The sequence below is a fragment of the Desmospora profundinema genome (genome assembly GCF_031454155.1).
GTDB classification, from domain to species: domain Bacteria; phylum Bacillota; class Bacilli; order Thermoactinomycetales; family DSM-45169; genus Desmospora; species Desmospora profundinema.
This window is the reverse complement of the sequence record NZ_JAVDQG010000005.1, coordinates 41,189-67,158: the sequence shown is the minus strand read 5'-3', so window position 1 is coordinate 67,158 and position 25,970 is coordinate 41,189. Positions and strand designations below refer to the sequence as shown.

The window sequence follows — 25,970 nt, the reverse complement described above, 5'->3', positions numbered from 1 at the left end:
TCGAAAATGAAAATGCCCGTACCGAAAGATACGGGCTTGAAGGGAGCTTACGAATCAAACGCCTTTCACTTCGGCCGTTTCCGCCAGTACATTGGTCACTTTCCCGTGTTCAGACGCGTGCGGCCGGTCGTCGCCGTCCGCATAGCCATAATCCAGCATCCGATTGCGGTTCAGGCAAAGCTTGGTGAAACGGGGACGCAGCAGGTCAAACAGTTCAAAGCGTTCCCGTAAGTGGTCAAAGCGCTCCTGATATGCGAGGATGGTTTTTCGCACTCCCGACCAGAAGGAGGCTTCGGGGTATTGGGCCTCTGTTTCCAACAGATCCGAGAGATAACGGAAATGACAGATGAACAGTCCCGTGAAGATGAACTGACATAAGCCTTCCGGCGGTTCGCTGCGCAACACGGTCTTTAAATCTTGGGGCAGATCGGCCAACTCCGGCAACGGCTGGTCGCTTACATTGACATCATCGACAAAATCTTTGATAGCCAGGCGGTGGGGGATGGAATCCTTCAACACCAGAATCGTGTTTTGCCCATGTGGCGAAAAGACCACTCCATAACGGTACAAATAATGGAGGAGTGGGGGCAACAGGACAGCGAACAATCGTTCCAACCACTCTTCCAGACTCAACCCCGATTGTTCGACCCATTGAGTCACCAACGGTGTGCCGTCACTGTCCACATGGAGAAGAGAGGCCAGGGTGATCGGCTTTTCGCCTTCCTCCAGATAGGAGTAGATACTTTCACGCCAGATACATCCCAACATCTCCAGATACTGATAAGGGGCACCGGGAAGATGGGAGAAATAAGGATGGTCCACGTTTAGGCTGGCGATTTCCCCCGGCAGGATCACCCGGCATTCATCCCGGAGGAAAGAGTCGCTGTTCCAGATTCCTTTGATATAGTCCGTGATTTTCGGGGCCAGTACGGTCCGTTCACCCGGAAGCCCCCGATAAACCAGGGTATTGAGTATGCTCATGGGCAATTTGACATGGTGCTTGTTACGATGGGATGTGTTGACGAAAGTTCGGATCGACTGTTGCGGCAGGTATTGATCAAGCCCTCTTCCCAGCGGGATGATTGTTTTCTCAGCCAGATCTTCGGCAAACAAGGGGATGATATAACGGTCCCACTGCCATTCATGAACGGGAAGGAACCAGTAATCGTCGGGGTTCACCTGTTGATCCCGCAGCACCTGCCGGAAGTGTTCCAGTTGTTCGTCACCGATTTCCCCCTGAATCAAGGTAGGGTAATCCAGCCCCTTGACGGCATGAAAATCCGCCCGTTTTCGGCTGACGGCGATCCAGTCCAGTTGGACCGGTTGTTGCTGTTCCGGTGCATAGGACCGGTAATCCTGATAACCGAATCCGATTCGACCCTTGTTGTAGGTGATCCAGGGGTGCCCTTCCATCTCTCCTTCCAATTGGGCATAATCCAGCTGGGTGAGATCGGTATTCCGGCGTTGTTTTTTCTCCAGGATATGGGCATCCGCTACCAGGGTGTGGTGGTATTCGCGGATCAGATGCCCGGCTGTTTCAGGGGAGATAGCGACGGCTTTCTGAAGATCCAACAGGAAACGGATGGGACTGAGGGCCGGTTCGATTCGGCCGTTTTCTTCCCTTTGGATTGTTTCCGGGAAAACCCGGATACTGTCAAACACCCGTTGTTCCGCTTGGAAGGTATATTCCACCCCATCGCTGAGCGGGAGCCTGTACCGGATTTTTTTTTCGTCGGTTTCCACGGGTTGGGGCGTGAGGATCGCTTCATAGGTAAACTCCGCGATCATTTTGGTGAGCAGGTTTCGGGATACGGTATTCCAGTTTTCTTGATTAAAGATGGCGGAAAGTTGCGGTTGATTCATAAACGATCACCCTTTTACCGGAATTTTGCGTGGGCTTGGCTGTTCCGTGACGGCGAATTGTTGGAAAACATTGCGATTGGAGACGGGGTAAACTTCCCGGTCCACCAAGGTGTTAATGATAACGGAGTTCCGGTGGGCTCCCAGTCCCAGATCGGGGGCGCCCACTCCATGGGTGTGCAATTCTCCGTTTTGAACGAAAATGGCATTGTTCGTTTTTTCCGTCAAGGTGAGTCGATAGTCGGAACCGGCGATATAACGGCCGGAATCATCCCATTGGATCAAAGAAGCCAGGCCTCGGATGCACTCCGGGACGCGGTGTGCATACCCGGTGGCCAAAATGATCACATCGCTCTCATGGGTGAAGGTTTCCCCCCGGTCCCGGTGCAGACAGTGAAGCCGGTAGCGTCCATCCCCGTCCCGTTCGACGGGATCGATATCTGTGATCGACGTATGGGACAACAGTCTGGCGGGGATGGGGTGTTCCCCCACCGTCCGCTCGTACAGAAGTTCGTAGATGGCTGCAATCGTGGAAGCGCTGATTCCCTTGTATAACAGATCCTGATTCGCCAGCTTGGCGTCCCGTTCCCGTTGGGGCAGGGAATGGAAGTGCCGGATATAATCCGGTGAGAAATGCTCCAATCCCAACTTGGAATATTCCATGGGAAAGAATCCGGGAGAACGGGTGAGCCAATCGAGTCGGTATCCATGGGTTGGTTGCTCCTGCAATAAGGTGTGGAACACTTCTGCCGCACTCTGTCCGGAGCCGACGACCGTGATCGATCGGGCCTGACGGCAACGCTCCAACCGGTCCAAAAAGTGTGCCGAGTGAAACACGTCGGTGGTCGGCAGGTGCGAGTAGCGGGGATCGACATGGGGAACACTTCCCACACCCAGCACCAGATTTCGCGCCCGATGGACGAGGCGGGTATCCGTTTCCAGCTGGATGGATTCCACCCGATAATGACTTTCGTCTCCCGCGGCGATCCATTCGATATCCACTACCTTCTGTCCAAAGCGGCAGGTTTCCAATTGTTCGGATACCCATCGGCAGTAATGGTCGTACTCCCGGCGAGGGATATGGAAACGCTCCAGGAAGTAGAAATGGTAGAGGCGCCGATGCTCTTTTAAGTAATTTAAGAAACTGTACGGGCTTGTGGGATCCGCCATCGTTACCAGATCGGCGAGAAAAGGAACCTGAAGCGTCGTTCCTTCCAGCAACAATCCCGGATGCCAAGAAAAATGGGACTTTTGTTCCAGGAACAGCGCCTTGATTTCGGGGGCTGCATGGAGCATGGCGGCCAGGCCCAAGTTAAAGGGGCCGATGCCCACACCGACGACATCCAACATCTCTTCTGTGTGTGATCGATTATTAGCCACTAAAATCACTCCCCACAAACGTATCACGGGTACAGAACATCAATGCCGCCTGTTTGTCCGGCAGTTGGATCTCCTGTTGGAAACGGAATCCGCATTTTTCGAAGATATGGATCATTTTGTCGTTGCGGATGTCCGGTTCCGCCACCACTTTTTGTGTGGCTTGATGCTCGAACAACCATCCGGTCATGGTTTGAAGCAGGGGTAGCGCATACCCTTTACCGATATAGGAGGGGGGACCGATCAACAGATGGATCCCCTGGTCATCCGGATGGGCATCATAGTGACGGCCCAGAATATCATCTTTGGCCCAATACGTTTCCCAATAACTCATCGAAACACCGTCAAGAAAGCCGATGTGGAGTGCTTGATGGCTGTCGGCCAAAAACGATTCCAGGTGTTTGCGGTAGCGATCCAGGGGGATGTTCAGGTTCCAGAACGGGATGACATGGGGTTGATGCATCCAATGGTGGAGCTGTTTCACATCCCGTTCCAATTCTACGGGCCGGAAGGCGATCCGCTTTCCGATGACGGGATGAAACCGTTCAAAACCTTCGGTTTTCTGTTGGTCAGGGATTCCGGATTTCATGTCCCGTCAACACTCCTTTCATAAGAGGATTATGAATCGGAACATAGACGGATTGGCTTTCCATCGGACCGGTCAGTTCGTCCATGTCGTGCAGACGGGTCAGCAGGTTGGCCTTGCAGGGAAGCCGTTCATCGTCAAGCAGGCTCTTTAACAACATGGACGGTTCCCGGTTCCGGGGTAGAAGCTCTTTCAGCGTTTCCCGCAATTCACTCAGCAACGCGCGCTCATCGATGAGTCCGGCGGTTCCGAAACCGTTGATGAGGCCCATGAGATGGTTGAGGAAGAAGTAATAGCGGAGCCGTTCGTCGGCAACGGCGTCTTTGCACATGGTCTGGCTCTTTTTATCGATGTCCGGTAGCAACAGCTGCAATTTGTCCAGCATGGATTCGCAATAATAATACCCTTGGTTGTCCCGGTAGTAGAATCGACAGGGGTACCCGTTATCGAGCTTGACCAGACTGTTCTGCTGGTGGGCTTCCAGGGCGATTCCATACTCGAAATACAACCACATCAGCGGTTGAAGGGAGAGATCCAGGTAGCGGCGGAACCAATCCAGGCTGACTTCTTTTGCCGACCGGCCTTCCTTGGCCGTCAAGGATAAGATGATACGGGCAAGCCGGGATTTTTCCCCCGCCGGATGGTCTTGGCACAGTCCCGCCACCAATGTGACGTTCCGACCTTCTTCTCCCTTGAATGGGTTGTCTCGCAGGGCCAGTTCAAACCCCGACTCCTCCTGTTCAGGATTCGCCAGTGTAAGGTAGGCGGGGTCTTCGATGATGGAAAAGGACGGGAAGGAGGCCCGTAACCGATCCCCGATCTCAGTCTGGAGTAATCGTGAGACCTCCACGCCCCGTTCCAACTCTTTCTGTTTGTTGACGCGCAGGGAGTTGGTGACTTTAATGTTTACGGAACCTTTCAACATAAAGTTGGCATCGGGATGGTACAGGCTGCGCAGAGAAGAGGTGGCGTAATAGGGTCTTCCCTGGGGTCCGAGATCGATCAACAAACCGTCTTCGATCCACTGTTGGGTTTGCGGTTGCTCAAGCAAATGAGCGGCTTGTTGCGGATGGACGGGCAGCAAGCTGTAATCGTCCGGTTGACAATACGCGGATTTAAACGCTTGAGACAGTTCGGGATCCGACAGCATCTCCCGTTTGATTGATTCCGTGGCACTGAATGGCCGGGTGGAATCCTCCCGTACAATGGAGCGATGAGCCCGAAACAGATGTAAGGGGAAAGCTCCCTTGAGCTCCGGTGAATAACGGGATTGTTCGATGTCGGACAACCCTTGCCGGCTCTTGGGAGTGGGATGCATCAAATGGCCCAGCAGCAGGGATTGTTCCGCATCGATGAAATGGAACGGGACGTGATACAACTGCTTCTCGTCTTTTTTACGGGCGGAAAGATAGGATGCGATGTGTTGGCAGCTTTGGATCACCCGCTCGATGAGATCATCGGGAAAATCGACTAAATCCCGTTCCAGAGCCAACTCCTTCGTCAACAGCGTAGTCAGGGTGACATAGTCCAGGGGAAGGAGATGGCCACATCCGGGGGTCGCATAATGGAACGGAAAGGAAAACAAATGCCGTTCCGTCATGGACCAGTAACGAAGGGGGGCGATTATTTCCATGCCATGGCGGCGAAGGGGAACCCGCACCGCTTTTCCGATGGGGGAGGCGGAAAGGATCGGAAGGTAGGGGTTTCCCGCTTCCATCTGATCCCGATCCAGCTGTTCATAATTACCGGTTTCCTTCAGATAGCAATTAAAGAAGCTTTGCATAGTGGCTTGTTGAGCCTGCGTGTTTGACATGGGATTCGCACTCTCCTCTCTGGGTTTCCAATTGAGCGCCGATTTGTTTGATTTCATCGAGAATGCGGTGGACATCAGACAAGGATGTCCTTGGGTTTAACAGGGTGAGCTTCAGACATACCGCTCCCTCCACTTTGGTTTGCGCAATAACCGCTTGGCCGCTGGAGAGCATAATCTGCCTGATTTCGCGATTGATCCGGTTTTGGCGGGTGAGCCTGTCTTCATCCGGGGTCCGATCGGGAATATACCGAAATACAACGGCGTTGAGGGAGGGGGTGGGGTTAATCGATTCCAGTTTTTCGTCGGAATCGATCATGCCGGCGGTCTCCCTGGCGATCTCCAGCGTGTGGTCGATCATGCGGGAAAAATGGACTTTTCCCAGAGTCCGTAACGAGATGAACAGTTTTAACGCGTCGAAACGGCGGGTGGTTTGGATGGACTTGGCTACCAGATTGGGAATGCCCAGATCTTCGTCTTCTTCAGGATTCAGATAATCGGCGTGCAGTTTGATCCGGTCGAAAGAAGAAGAATCCCGTACGAGAAAGGCACCGCAACTGATGGGTTGGTAAAACAGCTTGTGAAAATCGACTGTGATGGAATCGGCTGTTTCGATTCCGTCCAAGCGATGGCTGTGATTTTGGCTCATAGCCAGGGCTCCGCCGTAGGCGGCATCCACATGAAGCCAAATTCCTTCCTGGCGGGCGCGGTCCCCCAATTCCGACAGCGGATCGATGCTTCCGAAATCCGTGGTGCCTGCAGTTGCGACGATGGCAAAAGGATGCAAGCCCGTCGATCGCATGTGTCGCAGTTGCCGATCCAGATCTCGAAGATCGATGGTATAATCCCCGTCGGTTTTTACGGGGACGACCGCCTGTTTTCCCAACCCCAGCAAAGCCGCCGATTGTTCGACCGTGAAATGAGCCGCTTCCGAGCATAGGATTCGCATCTGATTCCCGTTGGGAGGCAGGCCTTCTTTTTGGACATTCCACCCGAAGCGGGTGTGTGCATAGTGGTTTCGGGCCAACAGCAGCCCCATGAAGTTGGATTGGGTACCGCCACTGGTGAAAACCCCGTCACCCTCACCGAAGTGAAACAATCGGCATAACCACCGGATGACCGTTTCCTCCAACAACGTAGCGGCGGGACTTTGATCCCAGGAATCCATGGATTGATTCATGGCGCTGATCATCGCTTCCGCCGCCAGTGAAGGGGTCAAGGGGGGGCAGTGAAGGTGGGCGGCGCAAGCGGGATGATGGACGGCGACCGAGTGACGGAGAACCAGGTCCCCCGCATGTCGCAGCACCGTCTCCAAATCGGAGCCCTCTTCGGGGCAGATTTCGATCCCGCGGAAAAGGGAAGCGAGCCGGTTCACCGGGACACCGCTGTAAGGCTTGTCCAGGTTGGCGAACTGTGCTTGGATGACTTCCAGTGCGGTTTGCATGGCCCGCCTGTAGCTGTGCTGGGAAACTGGACTATCATTTAAAAACCATGCATCCGATTCTGCGGTCAACTTGGTCTGGATCACCGATCTTTTCCTCCGATCTTACACATATGTGGCGGTTGTTTTTTCCACGGACTCCACTGCATCGGCAAAAATCTGACAGACCTGATCCACTTGTTCCTCTTGGATCGTGAGGGGAGGCAGAAAACGAACCACAGAGCCGTGGCGTCCGCCTAATTCAACGATGAGGCGTCTGTCCATGCATGCTTTTTGGATTTTACGCGCCAGTTCCGGATGGGGAGGATGGCTGCCGAGAGAGTCCGGTTCCTGCCCCGAATGGACGATCTCCACTCCGATCATCAATCCCCGGCCGCGTACGTCACCGATGCAGGAGGTTCCCCGCTTGATTTGGGCCAATCGGGATAGGAAACGTTCTCCCATGCTGGCGGCGTGAGCGTCCAAACGGTTTTCCCGGATGTAGCGAATGGTGGCGGTGCCGGCGGCCATCGCCATCTGGTTTCCTCGAAATGTCCCGGAATGAGCTCCCGGTAACCACGCATCCAGCGATTCATCATAGACGACCACCGCCAGGGGGAGGGAGCCGCCGATCGCTTTGGAAAGCACCAGGACGTCGGGAGTGATGTTGGCATGTTCAAAGGCGAACCATCTGCCGGTTCGACCGAATCCGGTCTGCACTTCGTCGATAATGAGGGGGATGTTGTGTTCCCGGGTCAGTGACCGAATATTGCGAACCCACTGATCCGGTGCGGGAATTACTCCCCCTTCCCCTTGCACCACCTCCATAATCATTCCGGCCGGCGCTACGATTCCGCTTTCCGGATCCTCCAGTACCCGTTGAATGAATCGGCTTCCGGTTTCCGTACCCGCAGCATCGCCTTGACCGAAGGGACAACGGTAACTGTATGGATACGGGAGGAAATGTACATCGGCCATCAGGCCGGCCACCCGTTGTTTGGGAGCGATATTTCCGGTCAAGCCCAAGGCGCCATGGGTCATGCCGTGGTAGGCACCGTGGAAAGAAAGAATAGAACGGCGTTGAGTAGCCGTTTTTACCAGTTTCAAAGCGGCTTCCACTGCATCGGCTCCGGATGGTCCGCAAAATTGGATTTTTGCCCGGGAGGAAAATGCCGGTGGCAAACAGGAGAGAAGCTCCTCCATGAATTCGTCTTTCACTGGCGTGGTCAAGTCGAGGGTATGTAACGGGGTGCTATCCGCCAATACCCGCTGGATGGCTTCAACTACGACTGGATGATTGTGACCCAGTGCCAGGGTGCCCGCCCCTGACAAGCAGTCGAAATGAACGTTTCCCTCCACATCCGTCACATGGATCCCGTTGGCTTTACGAATCGCGATCGGAATGCGGCGTGGATAGGAACGGGCATTCGATTCCCTCCGTTCTTGATTGGCCAGGTAATGGTCATTTCCCAATGCGTGGTTGGGTTGCATGGATCAATCCCCTCCGTTAATGTGCCGATAACGAGAATCATTCTCAACTTACGGTTTATAATATAGCACTCAAAAATCCAGGTGTAAACCGTTGGACAAAAATTAATTGCGATTGATAATCGTTATCGATTATGATAAAACCGTATAAAACTCGAGGGGAGAGGCGGTTTTACCCGTGTCAAATCCATCAGCCTTTGATTCCGATCTTTTTTCAACGGTAGATTTTCAAAGCGGCCAGACTATCCAAGTGCGGCCGTTCTCCATTGAGACCGATCTTCATCTGCTCCATGGGTGGATGCGTTTGCCTCATATTGCACCTTTTTGGCAGCTGGATGTGCCGTTGGAGGAATTTCGTCGTTACTTAAACCGGTCTTTAAGCAATCCGTCCCGCCGTCATTATATGGTTCATGTGGGAAAAGTGCCGGTTAGTTATGCCATGTCCTACCGCGTTCACGAGGATGAGATCCGTCATCATTACCCGTATCGGGAAACGGACCTGGGTGGTCATTTTGTCGTGGGTCCCCGTTCCTTTCTCACGGTGGAGGCGATCCCGCCGATCGTACGGGCCATGCTCCGCTTTATCTTCCAAAAGGAAAACACGGACCGGATCGTGGTGGAACCGGATGTACGGAATCGGATCATTATTCCCGCGTTGCAGAAAAGCGGGTTTTATGTCTACAGCCGGGTGCAGTTGCCCCATAAAAAAGCTTGTCTGATGTTATGTGAACGGCAAGTGTTTTTGGATGAATCCCATGCAGAGGAAGTTTGATCGACTAGAGCGTGTCTGAACAATCCGTAGCACGACCCCCTCCCTTTTACTCACCGAAGATAGAATTACCAGACAGGCCCTAAAAATGAAGGAGGGATGATGGATGCCCGTCGATCCACAGATAAAATCTCTGTTGGTCAGGATTTACGCGCATATGAATCACTTGGGTCATCCTCCGTTGGATCAACTCACTCCGGAGAAGTCACGGTTTTATTTTCAGGAAGGAAGAAAGTTTTTCACACAGATGCGGATCGAAGGAGTAAAGAAGTGGGACTGCCGCATCGCCAGGCCGGGTTCTCGGTTGCCGATCCGCTTGTATCGTCCCCACCATGGAGAACGACTTCCTATATTGGTTTATTTTCACGGCGGGGGGTGGGTCTTAGGGGATCTGGATAGTTCGGACGAGATTTGTGCCCGGTTGGCGATCGATACGGAGAGTCTGGTGATTTCTGTGGATTACCGACTCGCTCCTGAGCATAAATATCCCGCTCCTATGCTCGATGCGGTGGATGCGGTATTGTGGGCGCGAGGGCATGCGGGACAGTGGGGGGGCGACGGTGACCGGGTGAGTGTGGGAGGGGAAAGCGCAGGAGCCAATTTGGCGGCGGCAGCTGCCATCCGTTTGAAGGAGATGGGTCATACTTTGGAAAGCCAACTCCTGATCACGCCGGTGACGAATCACGCTTTTGACACTCCCTCTTATCAGGAGCGGGGATGCATCAATTTGACGAAAGAAAGAATGATGTGGTTCTGGAATCACTACCTGGAACTTCCCGTCCAGGGCTTGGAGTATTACGCATCTCCTCTGTTGAACCGGGAACCTGCCAACCTTCCGAAATCGCTGATTCTGACTGCGGAGTGGGACCCTTTACGGATGAGGGCAAAGCTTATGCCGAGTGGTTGTCCCGGCATGGGGTAAAAGTAACCTATCGATGTTTCACCGGCATGGTCCATAGTTTCATTCATATGGTCAATGATGTTCCAGCAGCCAAACGTGCGTTTCAGGAAGGGATCGATCTGTATAAGAAGATGCTGCGAGCACCCGTAACCGTATGATCCCGTCGATGGGCAATCGATATGGGTGCTGTTTTTATGTTACTAGGGCGTGTCTGAACAATTTTTAAACTTACATAAATAAAGAAACTGATGTTAATATAGAAACAAATCGCTTTTGGAGGTGGGAACATGTCCAAACGCTCGACCGGAATCCACCACATCACGGCGGTCGTGGGTCATCCTCAGGAAAATCTCGATTTTTATACTAAAGTATTAGGTCTGCGAATGGTAAAACAGACCATCAATTTTGACGACCCGGGTACCTATCATCTGTACTTCGGTAACGAATCAGGAAGCCCCGGTACGATTATGACCACGTTTCCATGGCCGCAGTCGCGCCGGGGACGAATCAGCGGCGGGCAAGTGGGGATCACCCCGTTTGCAGTGCCGGATGGAGCCTTGGATTTTTGGGAGGGACGTCTGAAAGAAAAGAACGTTTCTGTCATGGACGGAGAGCGATTTGGAGAGCGTTTGTTACAGTTCGATGATCCCCATGGACTGCGGCTGGAGTTGGTGGAACGGTCCGGAGGGGAATCCAACGGCTGGTCTATCGACGGTATTTCTCCCGAAAACGCCATCAAAGGCTTCGGCGGTGCGGTTCTTTATTCCGTGATGCCTGAGAAAACATGTGCGTTGCTGGAGCAAGGGATGGGGCTGATCCAAACGGAGGAGGAAGCCGGATGGATCCGGTTTCAGGCCGCAGGTTCCATCGGCCAAGTGATTGATGTGAAACGGGAAGCGATGCCTCTGGGTTCCATGGGTTCCGGTGTGGTGCACCATATCGCCTGGCGGGCGGAGGATGAAGCGGATCAGCAGGAGTGGATGGCCCATCTTCGCCAAGCGGGTATCACCCCGACAGAAGTGAGGGATCGGCAGTATTTCAAATCCATCTATTTCCGGGAAGAGGGAGGCATCCTGTTTGAAATTGCCACGGATCCGCCGGGATTTACCCGGGATGAGGAGCCGGACCGACTGGGTGAATCATTGCAGCTGCCTCCGTGGTTGGAATCGGAACGGGAAAAGATCGAACGGGTCTTGCTCCCCATTCGGCTGCCCGGAGCGAAAGGGGGAGAACGGTGAAGCACGTATTTCGATCGGGCGTTGACCCGGATGCTCCTACGTTGTTGATGCTTCATGGGACCGGAGGAAATGAAAAGGACCTGCTCCCTTTGGCGCGAATCCTCTCTCCAGACTCTGCGGTCTTAAGTCCTCTTGGAAATGTGCGGGAAAACGGAATGCCGCGATTTTTCCGCCGCTTGGCAGAGGGGGTTTTCGACGAGGAGGATTTGTTGTTTCGTACAAAAGAGCTGAAGGAATTTATCGATGAATCGGCTGAGAAGTACGAATTGGATCGAAAGCAAGTGGTGGCCGTCGGATATTCCAATGGCGCCAATATCGCCGGCAGTCTTTTGTTTCATTATCCGGGTGTGCTGTGCGCAGCGATCCTGCATCACCCGATGGTCCCCAGGCGGGGAGTGGCGTTGCCGGATCTTTCCGATGTCCCCGTTTTTATCGGAGCGGGTCGAAATGACCCCATTTGTGCTCCATCGGAAACCGACGAACTTCAGCGGCTGCTGGAGTCCGCCGGTGCTTCGGTTCACGTCCATTGGGAACACGCCGGTCACCAACTGACCCGAGCCGAAGTGGAAGCAGCTTCCCGCTGGCTCCGGGATACGTTCAAGACGGTTTAAACTTGAAATCCTTCTCTTCACTTGCCGCGACCCCCTTCCGCTTGGAAGGGGGGTTCCCATGCGCATATGCGAGTAAGACAAGTCATAGGATGTAATAACCAAGGGCTTGTCATCTAGACCCAAAGGGAACATAGCGAGACTTGTGCCGGTAAGTGCTGAAGGGATGGGGGATCAAGATGCGGGAATGGAACCAAGGCGTGCGTAAACGGAGAGAAGAGAAGCTGCGGACGATTCGGGGGGAAACCCGCAAGGCCGTCTCCCCCCACCAATCGTGGGGTACACCGGTCTGGAAAAAGGAAAGTCAGACGGACGAGCTTCCTTGGAATCGACCGGACAGCTGGACGGAGGAAAAGAAAAAGCATAAATGGGCGTCCCGATTGTTGATCCAAAGTTTTGTCGCTTTTGCTCTTTTGAGCGGGGTTTATCTGGTTTATCAATCAGATGCACCGACCAGTCAGGCGGCGCAGGGTTGGATTGCGGAAGTGATGCAGCGGGATTTCAATTTTGCAGGGGTGGCCCTCTGGTACGAGGAAAATCTGGGGGGATCGGCTTCCATCCTGCCTGCTTTTCAGGGGAAGTCCGATTCGAAAGGGGATCCGGGCGGTGTAAAAGATTGGGTAGTTCCAGCCGCCGGTACGGTACACAGGCCTTTTCGCGAAGGGGAGAGAGGGATGGTGATCCGTACTGCTGAAGAAGCCCCGGTGGTGGCTGCTGCGGAAGGGTGGGTAATTCAAGCGGAGGTGGTAGAAGGGCTGGGAAAAACCGTTGTTGTCCGACATGCGGACGGTCAGGAAACGTGGTATGGCTGGTTAAAGGAAATACGGGTGGAGGAAAAAGATTGGGTGAAGCCGCGTCAACTTTTAGGTGAAGTGGGCTCGCAAGGAGAAGAGGCGTTGCTCTTTTTTGCCATGAAGCGAGGGGATGGTTTCGTCAATCCGGCGGATGTGATTCCCTTTGATTCGTGAGGGACTTCCTTGGCAGGGTATTCGGTTTCGTATCCATTTTCTCTTTGGAGCGGTCCTCCTAGCATCGGTGATCACCGGTCAATTTATGGAGGTGATCACCTTGTTTGTGTTGGTATTGATCCATGAATTGGGTCATGTCACCGCCGCCCGTTCCTTTGGATGGCGTATGAAGACAATCGAACTCCTTCCATTCGGAGGCGTAGCGCAGACCGATGAGTGGGGAACGGTATCTGCCCGGGAAGAGATCGCCGTCGCCTTAGCGGGCCCCTTTCATAATGTGATTATGATTTTGACGGGAATCCTTTTTTTTCGAGCGGGTTGGTGGAGTGAAGAGTGGATGCTTTATTTTGTCCAGGGAAACGCCCTCATGGCCGGATTCAATCTGCTGCCCCTCTACCCTTTGGATGGGGGACGGATACTCCAGGCATTGCTCAGCTATCGGCTTCCCTACCGTCAAGCGATTCAGTGGACATTTCACACGGGAGTTGCCGGAGCGGGTTTGTTGCTTGTTTATACTTGGTTTGTCGGTGAACGGGAGTGGAATTTGACCGTAATTGGGCTGTTTTTACTCCAGGCCAATTGGATCGCTTATCGCAAGCGTGAATTTCAATTAATGCGGTTTTTGTTGTACCGGAGAGAACACGGCGTGGATCCGGCGGCTCCTATTTTGCGGGTACGGGTGAATCGGGACGAACCGCTGGTCCGGGTTTTCCGCCGCTTTCGAAAGGAAGCGTACCATGTAATCGAGGTGAAGGACAGTGTGGGAGCATGGCGTGCGCTGCCGGAGGAAGCACTCTTTCAACATTATTTTGACGGAAAAAACACCCGAGGTGTGGTCGGGGATCTGACGGCTTAGTCAATCCGCAATTTGACCAAAGAAGAAATCCCATGTATCATAGGATATGGTTTTCATAATAAAGGGCTGGAACCGATTGCTCGAATCCGATCTTGACATGAAATCATGACTGTGATAAAATCGTTTTGTTACGTGCCGCTCTCCCGGAGATGGCACAACCGCACGGGACAGGTTTTAAGGGGAAGCCCACCTGCTCCCCGGCGAGTCTTCATGTGAAGGAGGTTCCGGGATGTACGCATTGATCGAGACCGGCGGTAAGCAATATCGCGTGGAAAAGGGACAACCCGTCTACATTGAAAAGCTGGCCGCTAAAGAGGGCGAAACTGTCACATTTGATAAAGTGCTCCTAGTGGGTAAAGAAGACGGTGCCGTCATCGGTACTCCTGTGGTCGAGGGGGCCAAAGTGACGGGTACAGTGGAAAAGCACGGCAAAGGGAAAAAAGTCGTGGTTTTCAAGTACAAGCCGAAGAAAAACTATAAGCGTAAACAAGGTCATCGCCAACCTTTCACCAAGGTCGTCATCGAATCCATCGAGGCGTAACCCGCGGGGTTGACGATGATTCGGATAATGGTGGAACGTGACGGGGAGGGACGATTGGACCGGGTCTTGATCAAAGGGCATGCCCAAGCCGGACCTTATGGCCGGGACCTTGTCTGCGCGGCGGTATCCGGCATCGCGATCGGGATGGTCAACGCCATTGAGTCGATACTCCAATCCCGGGTATACTGGGTTGCCGACGAAAACGAAGGACATCTGGATTGTCGTGTTCCCTCCGGTTTGGAGCCGGATCGGGAAGACAAGGTGCGCCTTCTGTTGGAGGCGATGGCGGAATCCTTGCGGCAAGTGGCCCTGGAACATCCTTCCCACGTGACTTTTGAGGATAACAAACTTTATTGAAGGAGGTGGACTGCCATGTTGAAAATGAACCTGCAATTTTTCGCCCAGAAAAAAGGGGTTGGATCCACGAAAAACGGTCGTGACAGCATCGCCAAACGCCTCGGCGTGAAGCGTGGTGACGGTCAATCGGTTAACGCTGGCAGCATTTTGGTCCGTCAACGCGGAACCAAGATCTATCCCGGAGCCGGTGTGGGTCGCGGCGGTGATGACACCCTCTTCGCCAAAGTGGATGGTGTCGTGAAGTTTGAACGGATGGGCCGTGACAAAAAACGGGTCTGTGTTTACCCGAAAGTGGCTGAAGTCGTGGCTGAAGCCCAAGTTTGATCAGCGGGAAACAAATCCCGGTCTCCTGTGGGGAGGCCGGGGTTTTTTTGTGGGTGTTGTTTCGATACAATGAGACACGAACCTCCGGGAGATGGGGGAGAGAACCATGAGGGACTGGTGGCAAGCATGGCCGATGGCCGCATGGATGCTCCTGATGGCTCTACAGCCTTGGGGGCCATTCGTCGGACTGGCATTGGCTGTTTTCGGCTGCTTCTTGCTCGTTTGGTGTTGGAAGCACCGTGAAGGCAGCCGGCAAGCAAAGCAGGAAAAACAGGAAAAACAGGCTCAACGGTTTTTGACACTATGGTCCCGTCAACGACATGATTGGTTAAACCATATTCAAGTCCTGATGGCTTACACAGCCTTGAAACAGACGGGACGGGTATCCGACCACTTGCAGACATTGGCCTCTGAATTGGCTGCCGAACGGGAAGCCGCTCGTGTAAAGTGTCCTTCACTCGCTTTGTTTTTATCCACCTTGCGAGTGGAGTGGATGGAGTGGAAAACGGAGGTAATCGTATCCCCGAATTTGTCCGATTTGGCTGGACCGGAAGCCGTGCGTGTGGAACAGGTCCTTCGCCATGTGATGGATTGGCTCACCGGTCTGGCACGGACAGTCGGAGACCCGGGGGAGTTGTGGATTTACCTGGAGAAAGACGAGGATAAAGGTGTATCGGTCCGCTTGGAAGGGGAGTCGGAATCATGGCCTGCCATTACGGAGAGTGACTGGTTCCGACTGAGACATACTATGGATCCGTGGAATGTTCAAGTGGAACCGGAAGAGCGGGGAATGACGGTGCACGTTCCCTGTAAGGACACATAGGAAATGGAAAGGTGGTGGACGGGCCATGTTTGTCGACCAGGTAAAGATATACGTTAAAGGGGGAGACGGCGGGAAAGGGATGGTGGCCTTCCGTCGGGAAAAATATGAGCCCAGCGGCGGGCCTGCCGGCGGTGACGGAGGCCGCGGTGCAGATGTCGTCTTCCGTGTGGATGAAGGTCTGCGGACTTTGATGGATTTTCGTTATCAGAAACATTTTAAAGCGAGCCGAGGCGAAAACGGACGCTCCAAAAGCCAACACGGTAAGGGAGCGGATGCCTTGGTCGTTCGCGTTCCTCCCGGAACAACGGTGAGAGATGCGGATACCGGTCAGGTGCTGGCGGATCTCGTTCGCCACGGTCAAGAAGCGGTGATCGCCAAGGGTGGCCGCGGCGGACGGGGGAATATCCGCTTTGCCACCCCGAAAAATCCGGCGCCTCATGTGGCTGAAAACGGGGAGCCCGGTGAGGAGCGCTGGGTGGAGTTGGAGTTGAAATTGTTGGCCGATGTGGGGCTCGTTGGCTATCCCAGTGTTGGTAAATCGACGCTTCTTTCCACGGTGAGTGCAGCGAAGCCCAAAATCGGCGCCTATCACTTCACGACGATTGCGCCCAATCTGGGCATGGTGGAAGTGGAGGAGGGGCGTAGTTTCGTCATGGCGGACCTGCCGGGTTTGATTGAAGGTGCCCATGAAGGAGTGGGATTGGGACACCAGTTTTTACGGCACGTGGAACGGACGAAACTCTTGGTCCATGTGGTGGACATGGCCGGTTCCGAAGGACGGGATCCGTATCAGGACTATCTGCAAATCAACGAAGAGTTGAAGCGTTATCGTGAACTACTGGCTGATCGTCCTCAGGTCGTGGCCGCCAACAAGATGGACCTGCCGGAAGCCGCTGACAACCTGGAGTTGTTTCGGGCCGAGGTGGGAGAAGATGTACCGGTGTTTCCGATTTCAGCCGCTACCCGCGAAGGTCTGAAAGAGTTGTTGTACGCGGTGGCGGACCGGCTGGATGAAATTCCGGACGAGCCCTTGATCGCCGACCATGGTGAAGAAGTCAAGGTTTATAAAAGTGAAGTACCGGAAGAGCCCTTCACGATTCGCCGGGAAAACGAGATTTTCCTGGTAGAAGGGGCACGCGTGGAGAAGTTGGTGAAAATGACTAATTTCCAATATGAAGATTCGGTTCGCCGGTTTGCACACATCCTAAAACGGATGGGTGTCGATGAGGCCTTAAGAGAACGGGGGGCTCAAGAAGGGGATACGGTGCGAATCGGGGACATGGAATTTGATTTTCAGGATGGTTGACGGGAAAGGTTGATTCAAGCATGGATATCTTGTGGGGAATCGGCGGCATCTTGACGGTGTTGTTGATTGCATTTCTTTTTTCCGACAATCGCTCGGCCATTCGCCCCCGTACGGTGTTGGGCGGGCTGGCGATTCAATGGACGTTCGCCTGGATCGTGCTTCAGTGGGAAACAGGAAAAGCAGGATTGCAGTGGCTCAGCTTTCAGGTTCAGAAACTGATTCAATTCGCTAATGATGGAATCGCTTTTCTGTTTGGTGAGTTGTTACAGGGAAACGAGGGGCCGATATTTGCATTGCAAGTGCTTCCCATCATCATTTTTTTCTCCGCTTTGATCTCTGTTCTCTATCATTTGGGTATGATGCAATGGGTGATTCGACTGCTGGGCGGGGGAGTTTCCAAACTGCTACACACCAGTCGGGCGGAATCGCTGTCGGCAACGGCCAACATCTTTGTGGGTCAAACAGAGGCTCCCTTGGTTGTGCGACCCTACATTAAACGAATGACCGCTTCCGAGCTGTTTGCGGTGATGACCGGTGGGTTTGCATCGGTAGCCGGGTCGGTCTTGGTGGGATATTCCCTATTGGGAATTCCGTTGGAGTATCTGTTGGCTGCCAGCTTTATGGCCGCCCCCGCCGGTTTGGTGATGGCCAAGATCATGAAACCGGAAACGGATACCCCCGTATCACCGGATGATGTGGAGTTGGTGGATGAGATCAGACATGTCAATGTCATCGAAGCCGCTGCCAGCGGCGCGTTGGAGGGTTTGCGGCTGGTTTTGAACATCGCCGCATTGCTGTTGGCCTTTATCGCTTTGATCGCCCTGATGAACGGTGTTCTGGGAACGGTCGGAGGGTGGATAGGCATCGAGGGGCTCAGCCTGGAGATGGTATTGGGTGTGATTTTCTCTCCTCTCGCTTTTATCATCGGCGTTCCTTGGTCCGAGGCGTTGGTGGCGGGCAATTTTATCGGACAGAAAATCGTCTTGAATGAATTTGTGGCGTACAGCAACTTTGCTCCAACCATCGACCAGCTGTCGCCGAAGACCGTCGCCGTAGTGACGTTTGCCCTGTGTGGATTTGCCAACTTAGGCAGTATTGCCATCCAGATGGGAGCTCTGGGGGGGATGGCCCCCAACCGTAGAAGTGAAATCGCCCAATTCGGTTTGCGGGCGGTCCTGGCAGGTACGTTGGCTTCTCTTTTAAGTGCTGCGATCGCCGGTATGTTGATCGGTTGAAGGAGGAAAAAAAGCACTTTCAAAGCGGAAGATCGTGGAACCGTTGGACTTATTGTTCAACGGTTTTTTTACGGATTGGTGATTCTACCTAATATGGAGAGAGAGCATCAGTCATTTCCGCGAAATTAACAATTCGTTAACACTGGTGTGATTTAATAGTAGCGCTATCGGTGCTGGTTGCGGATGATTTTTGGGAAAAAGATAGGTCTTATGTTTAGTGGATTTTTCTATTAAAAGAATTTATTATATATGGAGCGACCGTTGGAGACTTCAATTCCAATTATTTAGGAGATGTTGGTTCCCATGCTTCTCATTCCATTGCTGTTGTCATTGGTGCTGGTACTGGGGATCCTGGAATGGCGGCGCCATCAAAAAGTGATCCGATCAGTGCCTCTGCGCATCAATATCAACGGAATCCGCGGGAAGTCTACGGTCACCCGGTTAATCACGGGAATCATGATCGAGGCTGGGATGCGCACGGTGGGAAAAACCACCGGAACCCAGGCGCGGATGATTTATTGGTATACCGACGAAGAGGAACCGATCAAACGCCGACCAGAAGGCCCCAATATCCGCGAGCAAAAGGAGGTCTTGGCCAAAGCGTCCAAGCTGAAGGCCGAGTGCCTGGTCAGTGAGTGTATGGCGGTTAATCCCGATTACCAGATTGTGTTCCAGGAACGCATGCTTCAAGCCAATGTCGGTGTGATCGTCAATGTATTGGAAGACCATATGGATGTCATGGGTCCCACCTTGGATGAAGTGGCCCAAGCGTTTACAGCCACCATCCCAGAGCGGGGACACTTGATTATCAACGATAGTCCTTATGTGGATTTTTACAAGCGGGAAGCCCGTAAGCGTCGTACCCAAGTGTACGTATGCGATACCAGCCGGATTTCCGAAGAATACCTCCGGCAATTCGAGTATATGATCTTCCCAGAAAATGCGGCACTGGCGCTGGCCGTGGCAGAAGCCGTCGGGATCGATCAGGAAACGGCTTTCCGGGGGATGCTCCATGCCCCGCCGGACCCGGGGGCAATGAGTATCCTGCCTGTGGGAGATCCGGATCGGCCTGCTTACTTTGCCAATGGATTTGCCGCCAATGACGCGGCTTCCACCATTAACATCTGGAAACGGATCGTCCAGTTGGGTTATCCGACAGATCATAAACCGGTCGTCATCATGAACTGCCGCCCCGACCGGGTTGACCGGACAGAACAATTTGCCGTCGATGTGTTGCCATCCATTGACATGGACACCTTGTTCGTCATCGGGGAGTCCACCCGCCCCATTATGGATGCCTATGAAGCCGGAAAAATCCCTGCCGACAACCTCATGAACTTGGAGGGACGGGGAACCCGGGAGATCATGGATTACCTGGCCCCGCTGTTGTCCGACAGGGTCGTCTACGGGGTGGGAAACATTCACGGTGCGGCAGAGCCGTTGTGCGAGCTTCTGGAGGAGCAGAAGCACACCCAAATCTCGTATGTTAGCTAAGCTAACCAGGCTGGGAGGAAATTCTCTGTGTTTGGCTCGGATTTATATATTTCGCTGGTCATTGGTGTTGTATTCAGCCTTCTCTATGCGGAAAAAACCGGGGTGGTTCCCGCGGGGCTGGTGGTACCCGGCTACCTGGGACTGGTCTTTGACCAACCGGTTTTCATTTTGGTTGTTTTGTCCATTAGTTTCCTGACCTACCTCATCGTCACCCAAGTGATCGGCCGCTTCACCATCTTGTATGGACGGCGCAAGTTTGCCGCCATGTTGGCGACGGGGATTGTTCTTAAACTCGTTTTTGATTATTTCTACCCGATAGTCCCATTTGAAATCTTTGAGTTTCGTGGAATCGGTGTGATCGTTCCCGGACTGATTGCCAACACAATTCAGAAACAAGGGTTGATTCCCACCGTTGGAAGCACCCTGCTCTTAAGCGGCCTGACTTTCTTGACGATGTATGCCTACTATCTGTTTTAAGCGGGGGTAGCTTTCATGAGTAAAAAGTTGAATCGCAAACAGCGCATGTTGCGCTGGACGAAAAAGCATAAAGTGAAAGCGCCTCTGCATACCACCATCGCCCTCATCGTCTCGGTTATCCTGCTGGCCGTGTTTTCCCTGGCGGATACTTTCGCAGGAAATACGGTGGAAGCCGATCCGGCCACAAAGGAATCGGAAGATCTTCTCACGATGACCATGGTGGGGGATATGATGTTTGGTCGATATGTGGGGAAGGCGGGGGAACGGAATGGGTACGACCACCTCTTTAACCGGGTTCAACCTTACTTTAATGAATCGGATCTGGTGACGGGGAACGTTGCGAGCCCTATTTTAAAAGGAAATCCGGAAGATTACCCCAAAGAAGGAAACAAGGAGAATCGCCTCCATGCCCGGGATGAGGCCGCGGTGGGGATAAAAAAAGCAGGCTTTAGCTCGGTTAATTTAGCCAATAACTACACCATGAATTATGGTGCGCCGGGGTTGTTGGATACGATCAGTACCTTTCGAGATCTCGATTTGCCGACAGTGGGCGCAGGGAGTGATCGGTACGATTCTCGCCGGGTCCTGTACCAGAATGTAAATGGGATAAAAGTGGCCACCTTGGGCGTGACGGATGTATGGGAAGCGGGAACGACGGTGAAGCGAGATTTTCCAGGTGTGGTGCCTGCCCGTCCCCAAACCATCCTGCCTTTGATTGAAAAAGCGAGGAAAAATGCAGATTTGGTGGTTGTGCACGTTCATTGGGGTGTCGAATACGACAACAATGTTCATCCTCGCCAACGGGACTTAGGCAGGGCGATGGTGGATGCCGGTGCCGACATCATTATCGGCCACCATCCTCATGTATTGGAACCCATCGAGCTTTATAAGGACTCCGTAATTTTATACAGCCTTGGAAATTTCATCTTTGACCAAGGCTGGTCCCGAACACGGGAGACAGCGTTGGTTCAATACAAACTTGGATCGGATGGAAAGGCACGGCTGGAAGTCCATCCAATGTTGATTCGAGAGGGGCAGCCGCGACCGCTGACAGGAGTGCTTAACGGTTATCGCAGGGAAAAGATCTATCTGCAGTTGGCGGATGAAATCATATATAATGAAGGATGGAAAAAGAAGTGGACCCGAGAGAAAGATTACATCTACCATGAATGGGACCACTCCAAAGTGCTGAAGAATGGGGAAAGCGGTGGAGCGGAGGAAGCGGATCAACTTGAATCCGATGAAACCGGGACCCAGCAGGAATCCCCCTTGGAACAGCAGCCTGGGCTTGATCAACCCCAAGATCAGCAATCGACCGGAGAAACGGGGATGGAGCCATGACAACGAGGACATTAAATATTCTCCTGTCGATCATCGTCATCGTGGGCATGTCGGGCGTCTATCTGTATGAGGCATTTGGAAAATCGCCTGACACAAATTCCGACAGCTTAAGTATTTCCGGACCTGAACGGAACTACAGCGTCGCGACTGCACACCCCATGGCTACAGAGGTGGGGATGCGGGTGCTTTCCCAGGGAGGAAACGCCGTTGATGCTGCGGTCGCCATTTCCTACGCGCTGGGAGTGGTGGAACCCCATGGTTCGGGGATTGGTGGCGGTGGCACCTTGTTAGTACGCCCGCAAAACCAGGAGCCGGTAGTTTACGATTACCGGGAAATCGCTTCTTACAGCGGTATGATGTCTCCCCTGGGAATTGGGGTTCCCGGCTTTGTCAAAGGCATGGAAGCCATTCATCAGGATTTCGGCAGCATGGACATGAGAGAACTAATCGAACCATCTATTGAACTGGCTACTGAAGGGGTGGAACTGACCTCCATCGATGAGTCGCGGATCGAGAGGGCAGCCTTTCGCATGCCCATGACTGAAGTCGAACACATGTATCCGGAGGGTCAGGGCTTAAAAAGAGGCGACATCTTGGTACAGGATGAGTTGGCCCAAACCTTAGAACGGATTCAAATGGAAGGCTCTTCCGCATTTTATGAGGGAACCCTTGCGCAGGAAATTGTAAGTAAGGTGCCGCAAATCACCTTGGATGATTTAAGGCGCTATGAAGTGATAAAAAAAGAGCCGGTTAAAGGTGAATTTGCCGGCTACGATGTATACGGTCCACCGGCCCCATCAGGCGGGATCATGATGATCCAGACCCTGCAAATGGCGGAAGCGCTGCAAGTGGAAGCCACCAAGGAAAAGATGGCGGATTTCGTTCACTTGACCGGAGAGATTTATAAGCGCAGTTACCGGGACCGGTTGCGTAAAATCGGGGATCCCGCCTTCGTAGACGTGCCGGAGCAGAAAATGATATCGAAGGAATATACACAAAAATTAGCATCGGATATTAAGATGGATAAACTGTCGGAGGATTATCGGGAAAAGCTGGACAGTGAAGCAGACATTGAGGACCATGACAACACCACCCACTTTGTGGTGATCGACCGGGACGGAATGATGGTATCCGGTACCAACACGGTAAGTGGTTATTTCGGTTCCGGGGTTTATGTCAAAGGGTTTTTCATGAACAACCAACTGAAAAACTTCAGCTTAAATCCGGAGCTTCCCAATCGACCGGAGCCTGGCAAGCGGCCGTACAGCTATACATCCCCGACCATTTTGGTAAAGGACGGGGAAGCCGTGATTGGGATCGGAAGCGCAGGAGGACGACGGATCCCGGCGATGGTTGCTCAAGTGCTGATTCGACACTTGAAGTACGAAAAGCCCCTTGCGGAGGCTATGGAAAGCCCGCGTTCCTACGTGGAGGTTGAGGACGATACAGTGGCGATGGAACGAGCCTTTCCGGAAGAGGTACGGTTAGAACTGGAGCACAGGGGCTATCCTCAAACAGCCACCACATCTTCTCTTTACTTTGGAGGGATTCAGACGCTTCGGCTGAATCTGGATACCGGCGAGATCGAGGGAAGTGCAGACCCGCGGCGCGATGGCACGTGGAGGGTGGAACGATAGCAAGAAGCGGTTGATATACAGCAGCCAAACAGAGAGGGTGTCGAACGGTGAAGCGGTTAATCCGGTTGGTGATTCCGGTTATGTTTTTGGTGACCATTATGTCGGTGATGATTGGGTTCCGTCATCTGGAAACATTGGAAGCGAACGAAATGCGTGTAATTGAGGAGTTCCGGGAACGCTGGATGCGTGAAACAGATGGACCGGGATTGATGAGGATGCAGGAGACGTTGTGGGGGAATTGGGTGGTTTCCACCAACGCAAACGGTTATTTTGGTCCTGATTATCACGCTCATCAACCAGGCGATGGATCAGCCGTGTTCACGTGGTCGTTCCAAGTGAAACAAGAGGGGACGTACAATATTCGAGTCAATTACGCTGCGGCTTTTGACCGTGCTTTCAATGCCCCCTACACCGTTCGTTATTCAGGCGGGCAAGTGACGGAGTTCGTGGATCAGCGGACAGGTGGAGGACGTTGGATTCCGATTGGGACCTTCGACTTCCAGCAGGGAGAAAAGGTGACGGTTACCCTATCCAATCATGCGGACGGGGTGGTAATCGCCGATGCGATTCGAATTTCGGAAGAAGGGAATGCTTCCAACAGACTGATTTTGGACAATCGCAATCCTAATCAAGGTTTTGAACCGGTCCAACAATCCCCGCAGCAACAACCGGCTCACGGACAACCCGGCCAGGAACAGCCGGGAGGGGAGCAACCGGGTGCTGCTCAACCAGGCTCCCAAACCGAAGTACTGCAACAACCCTGAAACCCTCGATGTTCTATTTGGCTGTTATGCACCCCTTAGGGGTGCTTTTTTATATGAAGATGCTGTGTCGGAGTAAAGCGAAAACCGAATCGGTTGGGGTTGTGGTGAGGAAGGAACAGTCACCACGTAAAACGATTCTTGTCATGTGGATAGACCCACAAAAACATTTTCAACATGTACCGTAGGAACTACGGGAAGTGAAGCTCGAGGAGAGTACTCGCCTAAGTCTCGATGAACCGAGAAGCTCTACCACTTTAGTCGAGAGCAGTTCACGGATGATCCAAATGCCCCAATTAGCTTTATAGGGAACAGAAAAGCCAGCCTCGCCGGAGGCTGGTTTTCCTTATCCCGCATAACGCCGCAAAATCCGATCCACCGACTCACCATACCCTTCTCCGAACAAATTCAGATGAACCAACAGGTAATACAGTTGGTACAATGGGCGCCGTTCCTCGTAACCGGGATCGACCGGATACGCTTCTCGGTAAGCATGATGAAATGTTTTCGGAAAACCCCCGAACAACTCCGTCATCGCCAGGTCCACTTCGCGGTGGCCGTGGTAAGCGGCGGGGTCGATCAGGCAGGGACGCCCGTCAGTGTCGACCAGCCAGTTGCCTCCCCACAAATCCCCATGCAGGAGAGAAGGTACGGCATCGGAGGTATCCAGCCAATGATCGAGACGGTCCATCAGACGTTCCAGTCGGCGATAGCGCTCTGAGGGGAGGCGGTTGCGCTTTTCTGCCAAACGAAATTGGGGAAGAAGCCGTTGATCCCGCCAAAAGGAGGGCCAGTGATCCGTGCGGGTATTGGGTTGGAGCAAGATCCCGATGAAATTATCCGCCTGCCAACCAAATGCGGAAGCGGTAAAGCGATGCAGCTCCGCCAAGCCCTGCCCTAAGACTTCCGCTGTGCGGGGGCCCGGTTCGCCGGGGTGGATCCATTCCATCAGGAGCCAGGCCGGCCATTCTCCATCCCTTTCCTCCGCTTTTTGCACATGCGGAATACGGAGCAAGGAGGCCGCAGTACGCAGCGCCTCCAGCCCGTCCCATTCCGCGTCGAAGAAGCCGTAGGGGGCATGGGCATGCATTTTGAGAAACCAGACGCTTTTGGTGGTTTCCACCCGGAAGGCATCGTTCATGTCACCGCCGGAGACGGGGGTGATTCCCTTTACGGAGAGGTTGGGTCCCAGTCTCTTTCGCAGGATGGTTTCAATGGTTTCGCGGGTGGGCATCAGCCGGTTTCCCTCTCCTTGATTGCCTGTACGATGCCACGGCATCCCGCCTCCACCAGGGAATAGGTTTCGTCAAAGTTTCCGGTGAAATAAGGGTCCGGTACTTCCCGGTAAGGGGTATCGGGGATGAAGTCGACGAAACGGTGGATGTTGTCCGCTTTTCCCTTCGCCAGCCGGCTGACATCGTCGAAATTGCTGTTATCCATAACGATGACAAAATCAAAGGCGGACAGGTCCTCCCCTTTGATTTGACGGGCTTGAATCCCTTCGTCGGAGATTCCTTCCCGTTTCAGGATATCCCGGGTACCGCGATGGGGGGGATGGCCGACGTGCCAGTTACCCGTACCGGCGGAGTCCACCTGGACCTGGTCGGCCAGTCCTTCCTGTTCCAATTGGTGACGCATCACGGCTTCCGCCATCGGGGAGCGGCAGATGTTGCCCAAACAGACGAACAAGACGGATGTCACAAGCGTTGCACTCCTTTGATTTAAGATCGGGTCGATTTTCTTGTTCATCTTAACATAGGGACTGTGTCACCTGAAAAATGAAAGCGTATGCG

General features: G+C 53.3%; 25 protein-coding genes and 1 other annotated feature. Of the genes, 17 read left to right on the top strand and 8 right to left on the bottom strand.

From position 1 onward, the window contains the following. Positions 1 to 54: 54 nt before the first annotated feature. From JOE21_RS11650 to JOE21_RS11625, 6 genes are read right to left on the bottom strand one after another with little or no spacing between them, the layout of a single operon-like run. Positions 55 to 1,863 carry an IucA/IucC family protein gene (locus JOE21_RS11650; protein WP_309866270.1) on the bottom strand — a complete coding sequence of 603 codons (1,809 nt, stop codon included), beginning with the start codon at positions 1,861 to 1,863 and terminating at the stop codon, positions 55 to 57. A 6-nt stretch (positions 1,864 to 1,869) separates the two neighbouring features. After that, the gene (locus tag JOE21_RS11645) at positions 1,870 to 3,210 is read right to left on the bottom strand and encodes a lysine N(6)-hydroxylase/L-ornithine N(5)-oxygenase family protein (RefSeq protein ID WP_309866886.1); all 1,341 of its coding nucleotides are present in this window, start codon (positions 3,208 to 3,210) and stop codon (positions 1,870 to 1,872) included. A 22-nt stretch (positions 3,211 to 3,232) separates the two neighbouring features. Continuing rightward, positions 3,233 to 3,826, bottom strand: a complete 594-nt coding sequence (locus JOE21_RS11640; RefSeq protein ID WP_309866267.1) for a GNAT family N-acetyltransferase — start codon at positions 3,824 to 3,826, stop codon at positions 3,233 to 3,235. Then, positions 3,807 to 5,636, bottom strand: coding sequence for an IucA/IucC family protein (locus tag JOE21_RS11635; RefSeq protein ID WP_309866265.1), 1,830 nt, complete (start codon positions 5,634 to 5,636; stop codon positions 3,807 to 3,809). The genes JOE21_RS11640 and JOE21_RS11635 overlap by 20 nt, the downstream gene beginning before the upstream one ends. Next, positions 5,590 to 7,161, bottom strand: a complete 1,572-nt coding sequence (locus JOE21_RS11630) for a pyridoxal phosphate-dependent decarboxylase family protein (protein ID WP_309866264.1) — start codon at positions 7,159 to 7,161, stop codon at positions 5,590 to 5,592. Before JOE21_RS11630 ends, JOE21_RS11635 begins: the two co-directional genes overlap by 47 nt. 18 nt (positions 7,162 to 7,179) lie before the next feature. After that, positions 7,180 to 8,544, bottom strand: a complete 1,365-nt coding sequence (locus tag JOE21_RS11625) for a diaminobutyrate--2-oxoglutarate transaminase (RefSeq protein ID WP_309866261.1) — start codon at positions 8,542 to 8,544, stop codon at positions 7,180 to 7,182. A gap of 175 nt (positions 8,545 to 8,719) precedes the next feature. Here JOE21_RS11625 and JOE21_RS11620 point away from each other — a divergent pair, with 175 nt between their 5' ends. From JOE21_RS11620 to JOE21_RS11540, 17 genes are all read left to right on the top strand, one after another. After that, a complete protein-coding gene (locus JOE21_RS11620) occupies positions 8,720 to 9,313 on the top strand; it encodes a GNAT family N-acetyltransferase (RefSeq protein ID WP_309866257.1) in 594 nt (197 codons plus the stop codon). A 103-nt stretch (positions 9,314 to 9,416) separates the two neighbouring features. After that, positions 9,417 to 10,232: an alpha/beta hydrolase gene (locus tag JOE21_RS11615; protein WP_309866254.1), complete on the top strand. Its 816-nt coding sequence runs from the start codon at positions 9,417 to 9,419 to the stop codon at positions 10,230 to 10,232. 266 nt (positions 10,233 to 10,498) lie between these two features. Next, entirely contained in the window at positions 10,499 to 11,449 is a 951-nt protein-coding gene (locus JOE21_RS11610) for a ring-cleaving dioxygenase (protein WP_309866252.1), read from the top strand. Beyond that, positions 11,446 to 12,060: an alpha/beta hydrolase gene (locus JOE21_RS11605; protein WP_309866249.1), complete on the top strand. Its 615-nt coding sequence runs from the start codon at positions 11,446 to 11,448 to the stop codon at positions 12,058 to 12,060. Before JOE21_RS11610 ends, JOE21_RS11605 begins: the two co-directional genes overlap by 4 nt. 176 nt (positions 12,061 to 12,236) lie before the next feature. Then, complete coding sequence (locus JOE21_RS11600; protein ID WP_309866247.1) at positions 12,237 to 13,025, top strand: peptidoglycan DD-metalloendopeptidase family protein; 789 nt, start codon at positions 12,237 to 12,239, stop codon at positions 13,023 to 13,025. Beyond that, positions 13,015 to 13,881 (top strand): M50 family metallopeptidase, encoded by an 867-nt coding sequence (locus JOE21_RS11595; RefSeq protein ID WP_309866245.1) that lies wholly within the window; start codon positions 13,015 to 13,017, stop codon positions 13,879 to 13,881. Before JOE21_RS11600 ends, JOE21_RS11595 begins: the two co-directional genes overlap by 11 nt. A gap of 146 nt (positions 13,882 to 14,027) precedes the next feature. After that, positions 14,028 to 14,099, top strand: a sequence feature (ribosomal protein L21 leader region). A gap of 11 nt (positions 14,100 to 14,110) precedes the next feature. Next, positions 14,111 to 14,422: a 50S ribosomal protein L21 gene (gene rplU / locus JOE21_RS11590; RefSeq protein ID WP_309866243.1), complete on the top strand. Its 312-nt coding sequence runs from the start codon at positions 14,111 to 14,113 to the stop codon at positions 14,420 to 14,422. A 15-nt stretch (positions 14,423 to 14,437) separates the two neighbouring features. Next, positions 14,438 to 14,779: a ribosomal-processing cysteine protease Prp gene (locus tag JOE21_RS11585; RefSeq protein ID WP_309866241.1), complete on the top strand. Its 342-nt coding sequence runs from the start codon at positions 14,438 to 14,440 to the stop codon at positions 14,777 to 14,779. Between the two features lie 15 nt (positions 14,780 to 14,794). Next, a complete protein-coding gene (rpmA, locus tag JOE21_RS11580) occupies positions 14,795 to 15,103 on the top strand; it encodes a 50S ribosomal protein L27 (RefSeq protein WP_309866239.1) in 309 nt (102 codons plus the stop codon). A 106-nt stretch (positions 15,104 to 15,209) separates the two neighbouring features. Then, positions 15,210 to 15,926 (top strand): Spo0B domain-containing protein, encoded by a 717-nt coding sequence (locus JOE21_RS11575; RefSeq protein ID WP_309866237.1) that lies wholly within the window; start codon positions 15,210 to 15,212, stop codon positions 15,924 to 15,926. A 25-nt stretch (positions 15,927 to 15,951) separates the two neighbouring features. Continuing rightward, positions 15,952 to 17,232 (top strand): GTPase ObgE, encoded by a 1,281-nt coding sequence (gene obgE, locus JOE21_RS11570; RefSeq protein ID WP_309866235.1) that lies wholly within the window; start codon positions 15,952 to 15,954, stop codon positions 17,230 to 17,232. Between the two features lie 20 nt (positions 17,233 to 17,252). Next, positions 17,253 to 18,467, top strand: a complete 1,215-nt coding sequence (locus JOE21_RS11565; protein WP_309866233.1) for a NupC/NupG family nucleoside CNT transporter — start codon at positions 17,253 to 17,255, stop codon at positions 18,465 to 18,467. A gap of 303 nt (positions 18,468 to 18,770) precedes the next feature. Next, a complete protein-coding gene (gene pgsB, locus JOE21_RS11560; protein WP_309866231.1) occupies positions 18,771 to 19,961 on the top strand; it encodes a poly-gamma-glutamate synthase PgsB in 1,191 nt (396 codons plus the stop codon). A gap of 27 nt (positions 19,962 to 19,988) precedes the next feature. After that, entirely contained in the window at positions 19,989 to 20,438 is a 450-nt protein-coding gene (pgsC, locus tag JOE21_RS11555) for a poly-gamma-glutamate biosynthesis protein PgsC (RefSeq protein WP_309866229.1), read from the top strand. 15 nt (positions 20,439 to 20,453) lie between these two features. Then, positions 20,454 to 21,779 (top strand): CapA family protein, encoded by a 1,326-nt coding sequence (locus JOE21_RS11550; RefSeq protein ID WP_309866227.1) that lies wholly within the window; start codon positions 20,454 to 20,456, stop codon positions 21,777 to 21,779. Beyond that, positions 21,776 to 23,416, top strand: coding sequence for a gamma-glutamyltransferase (ggt, locus tag JOE21_RS11545; RefSeq protein ID WP_309866225.1), 1,641 nt, complete (start codon positions 21,776 to 21,778; stop codon positions 23,414 to 23,416). The genes JOE21_RS11550 and ggt overlap by 4 nt, the downstream gene beginning before the upstream one ends. A 47-nt stretch (positions 23,417 to 23,463) precedes the next feature. Further along, a complete protein-coding gene (locus JOE21_RS11540) occupies positions 23,464 to 24,180 on the top strand; it encodes a golvesin C-terminal-like domain-containing protein (RefSeq protein WP_309866223.1) in 717 nt (238 codons plus the stop codon). 343 nt (positions 24,181 to 24,523) lie between these two features. Here the strand turns inward: JOE21_RS11540 and JOE21_RS11535 are convergent, their stop codons facing one another. Next, on the bottom strand, positions 24,524 to 25,456 hold the full coding sequence (locus JOE21_RS11535) for a fructosamine kinase family protein (protein ID WP_309866221.1): 933 nt from the start codon (positions 25,454 to 25,456) through the stop codon (positions 24,524 to 24,526). Next, positions 25,411 to 25,878 (bottom strand): low molecular weight protein-tyrosine-phosphatase, encoded by a 468-nt coding sequence (locus tag JOE21_RS11530; protein ID WP_309866220.1) that lies wholly within the window; start codon positions 25,876 to 25,878, stop codon positions 25,411 to 25,413. The genes JOE21_RS11535 and JOE21_RS11530 overlap by 46 nt, the downstream gene beginning before the upstream one ends. Positions 25,879 to 25,970: the final 92 nt, after the last annotated feature.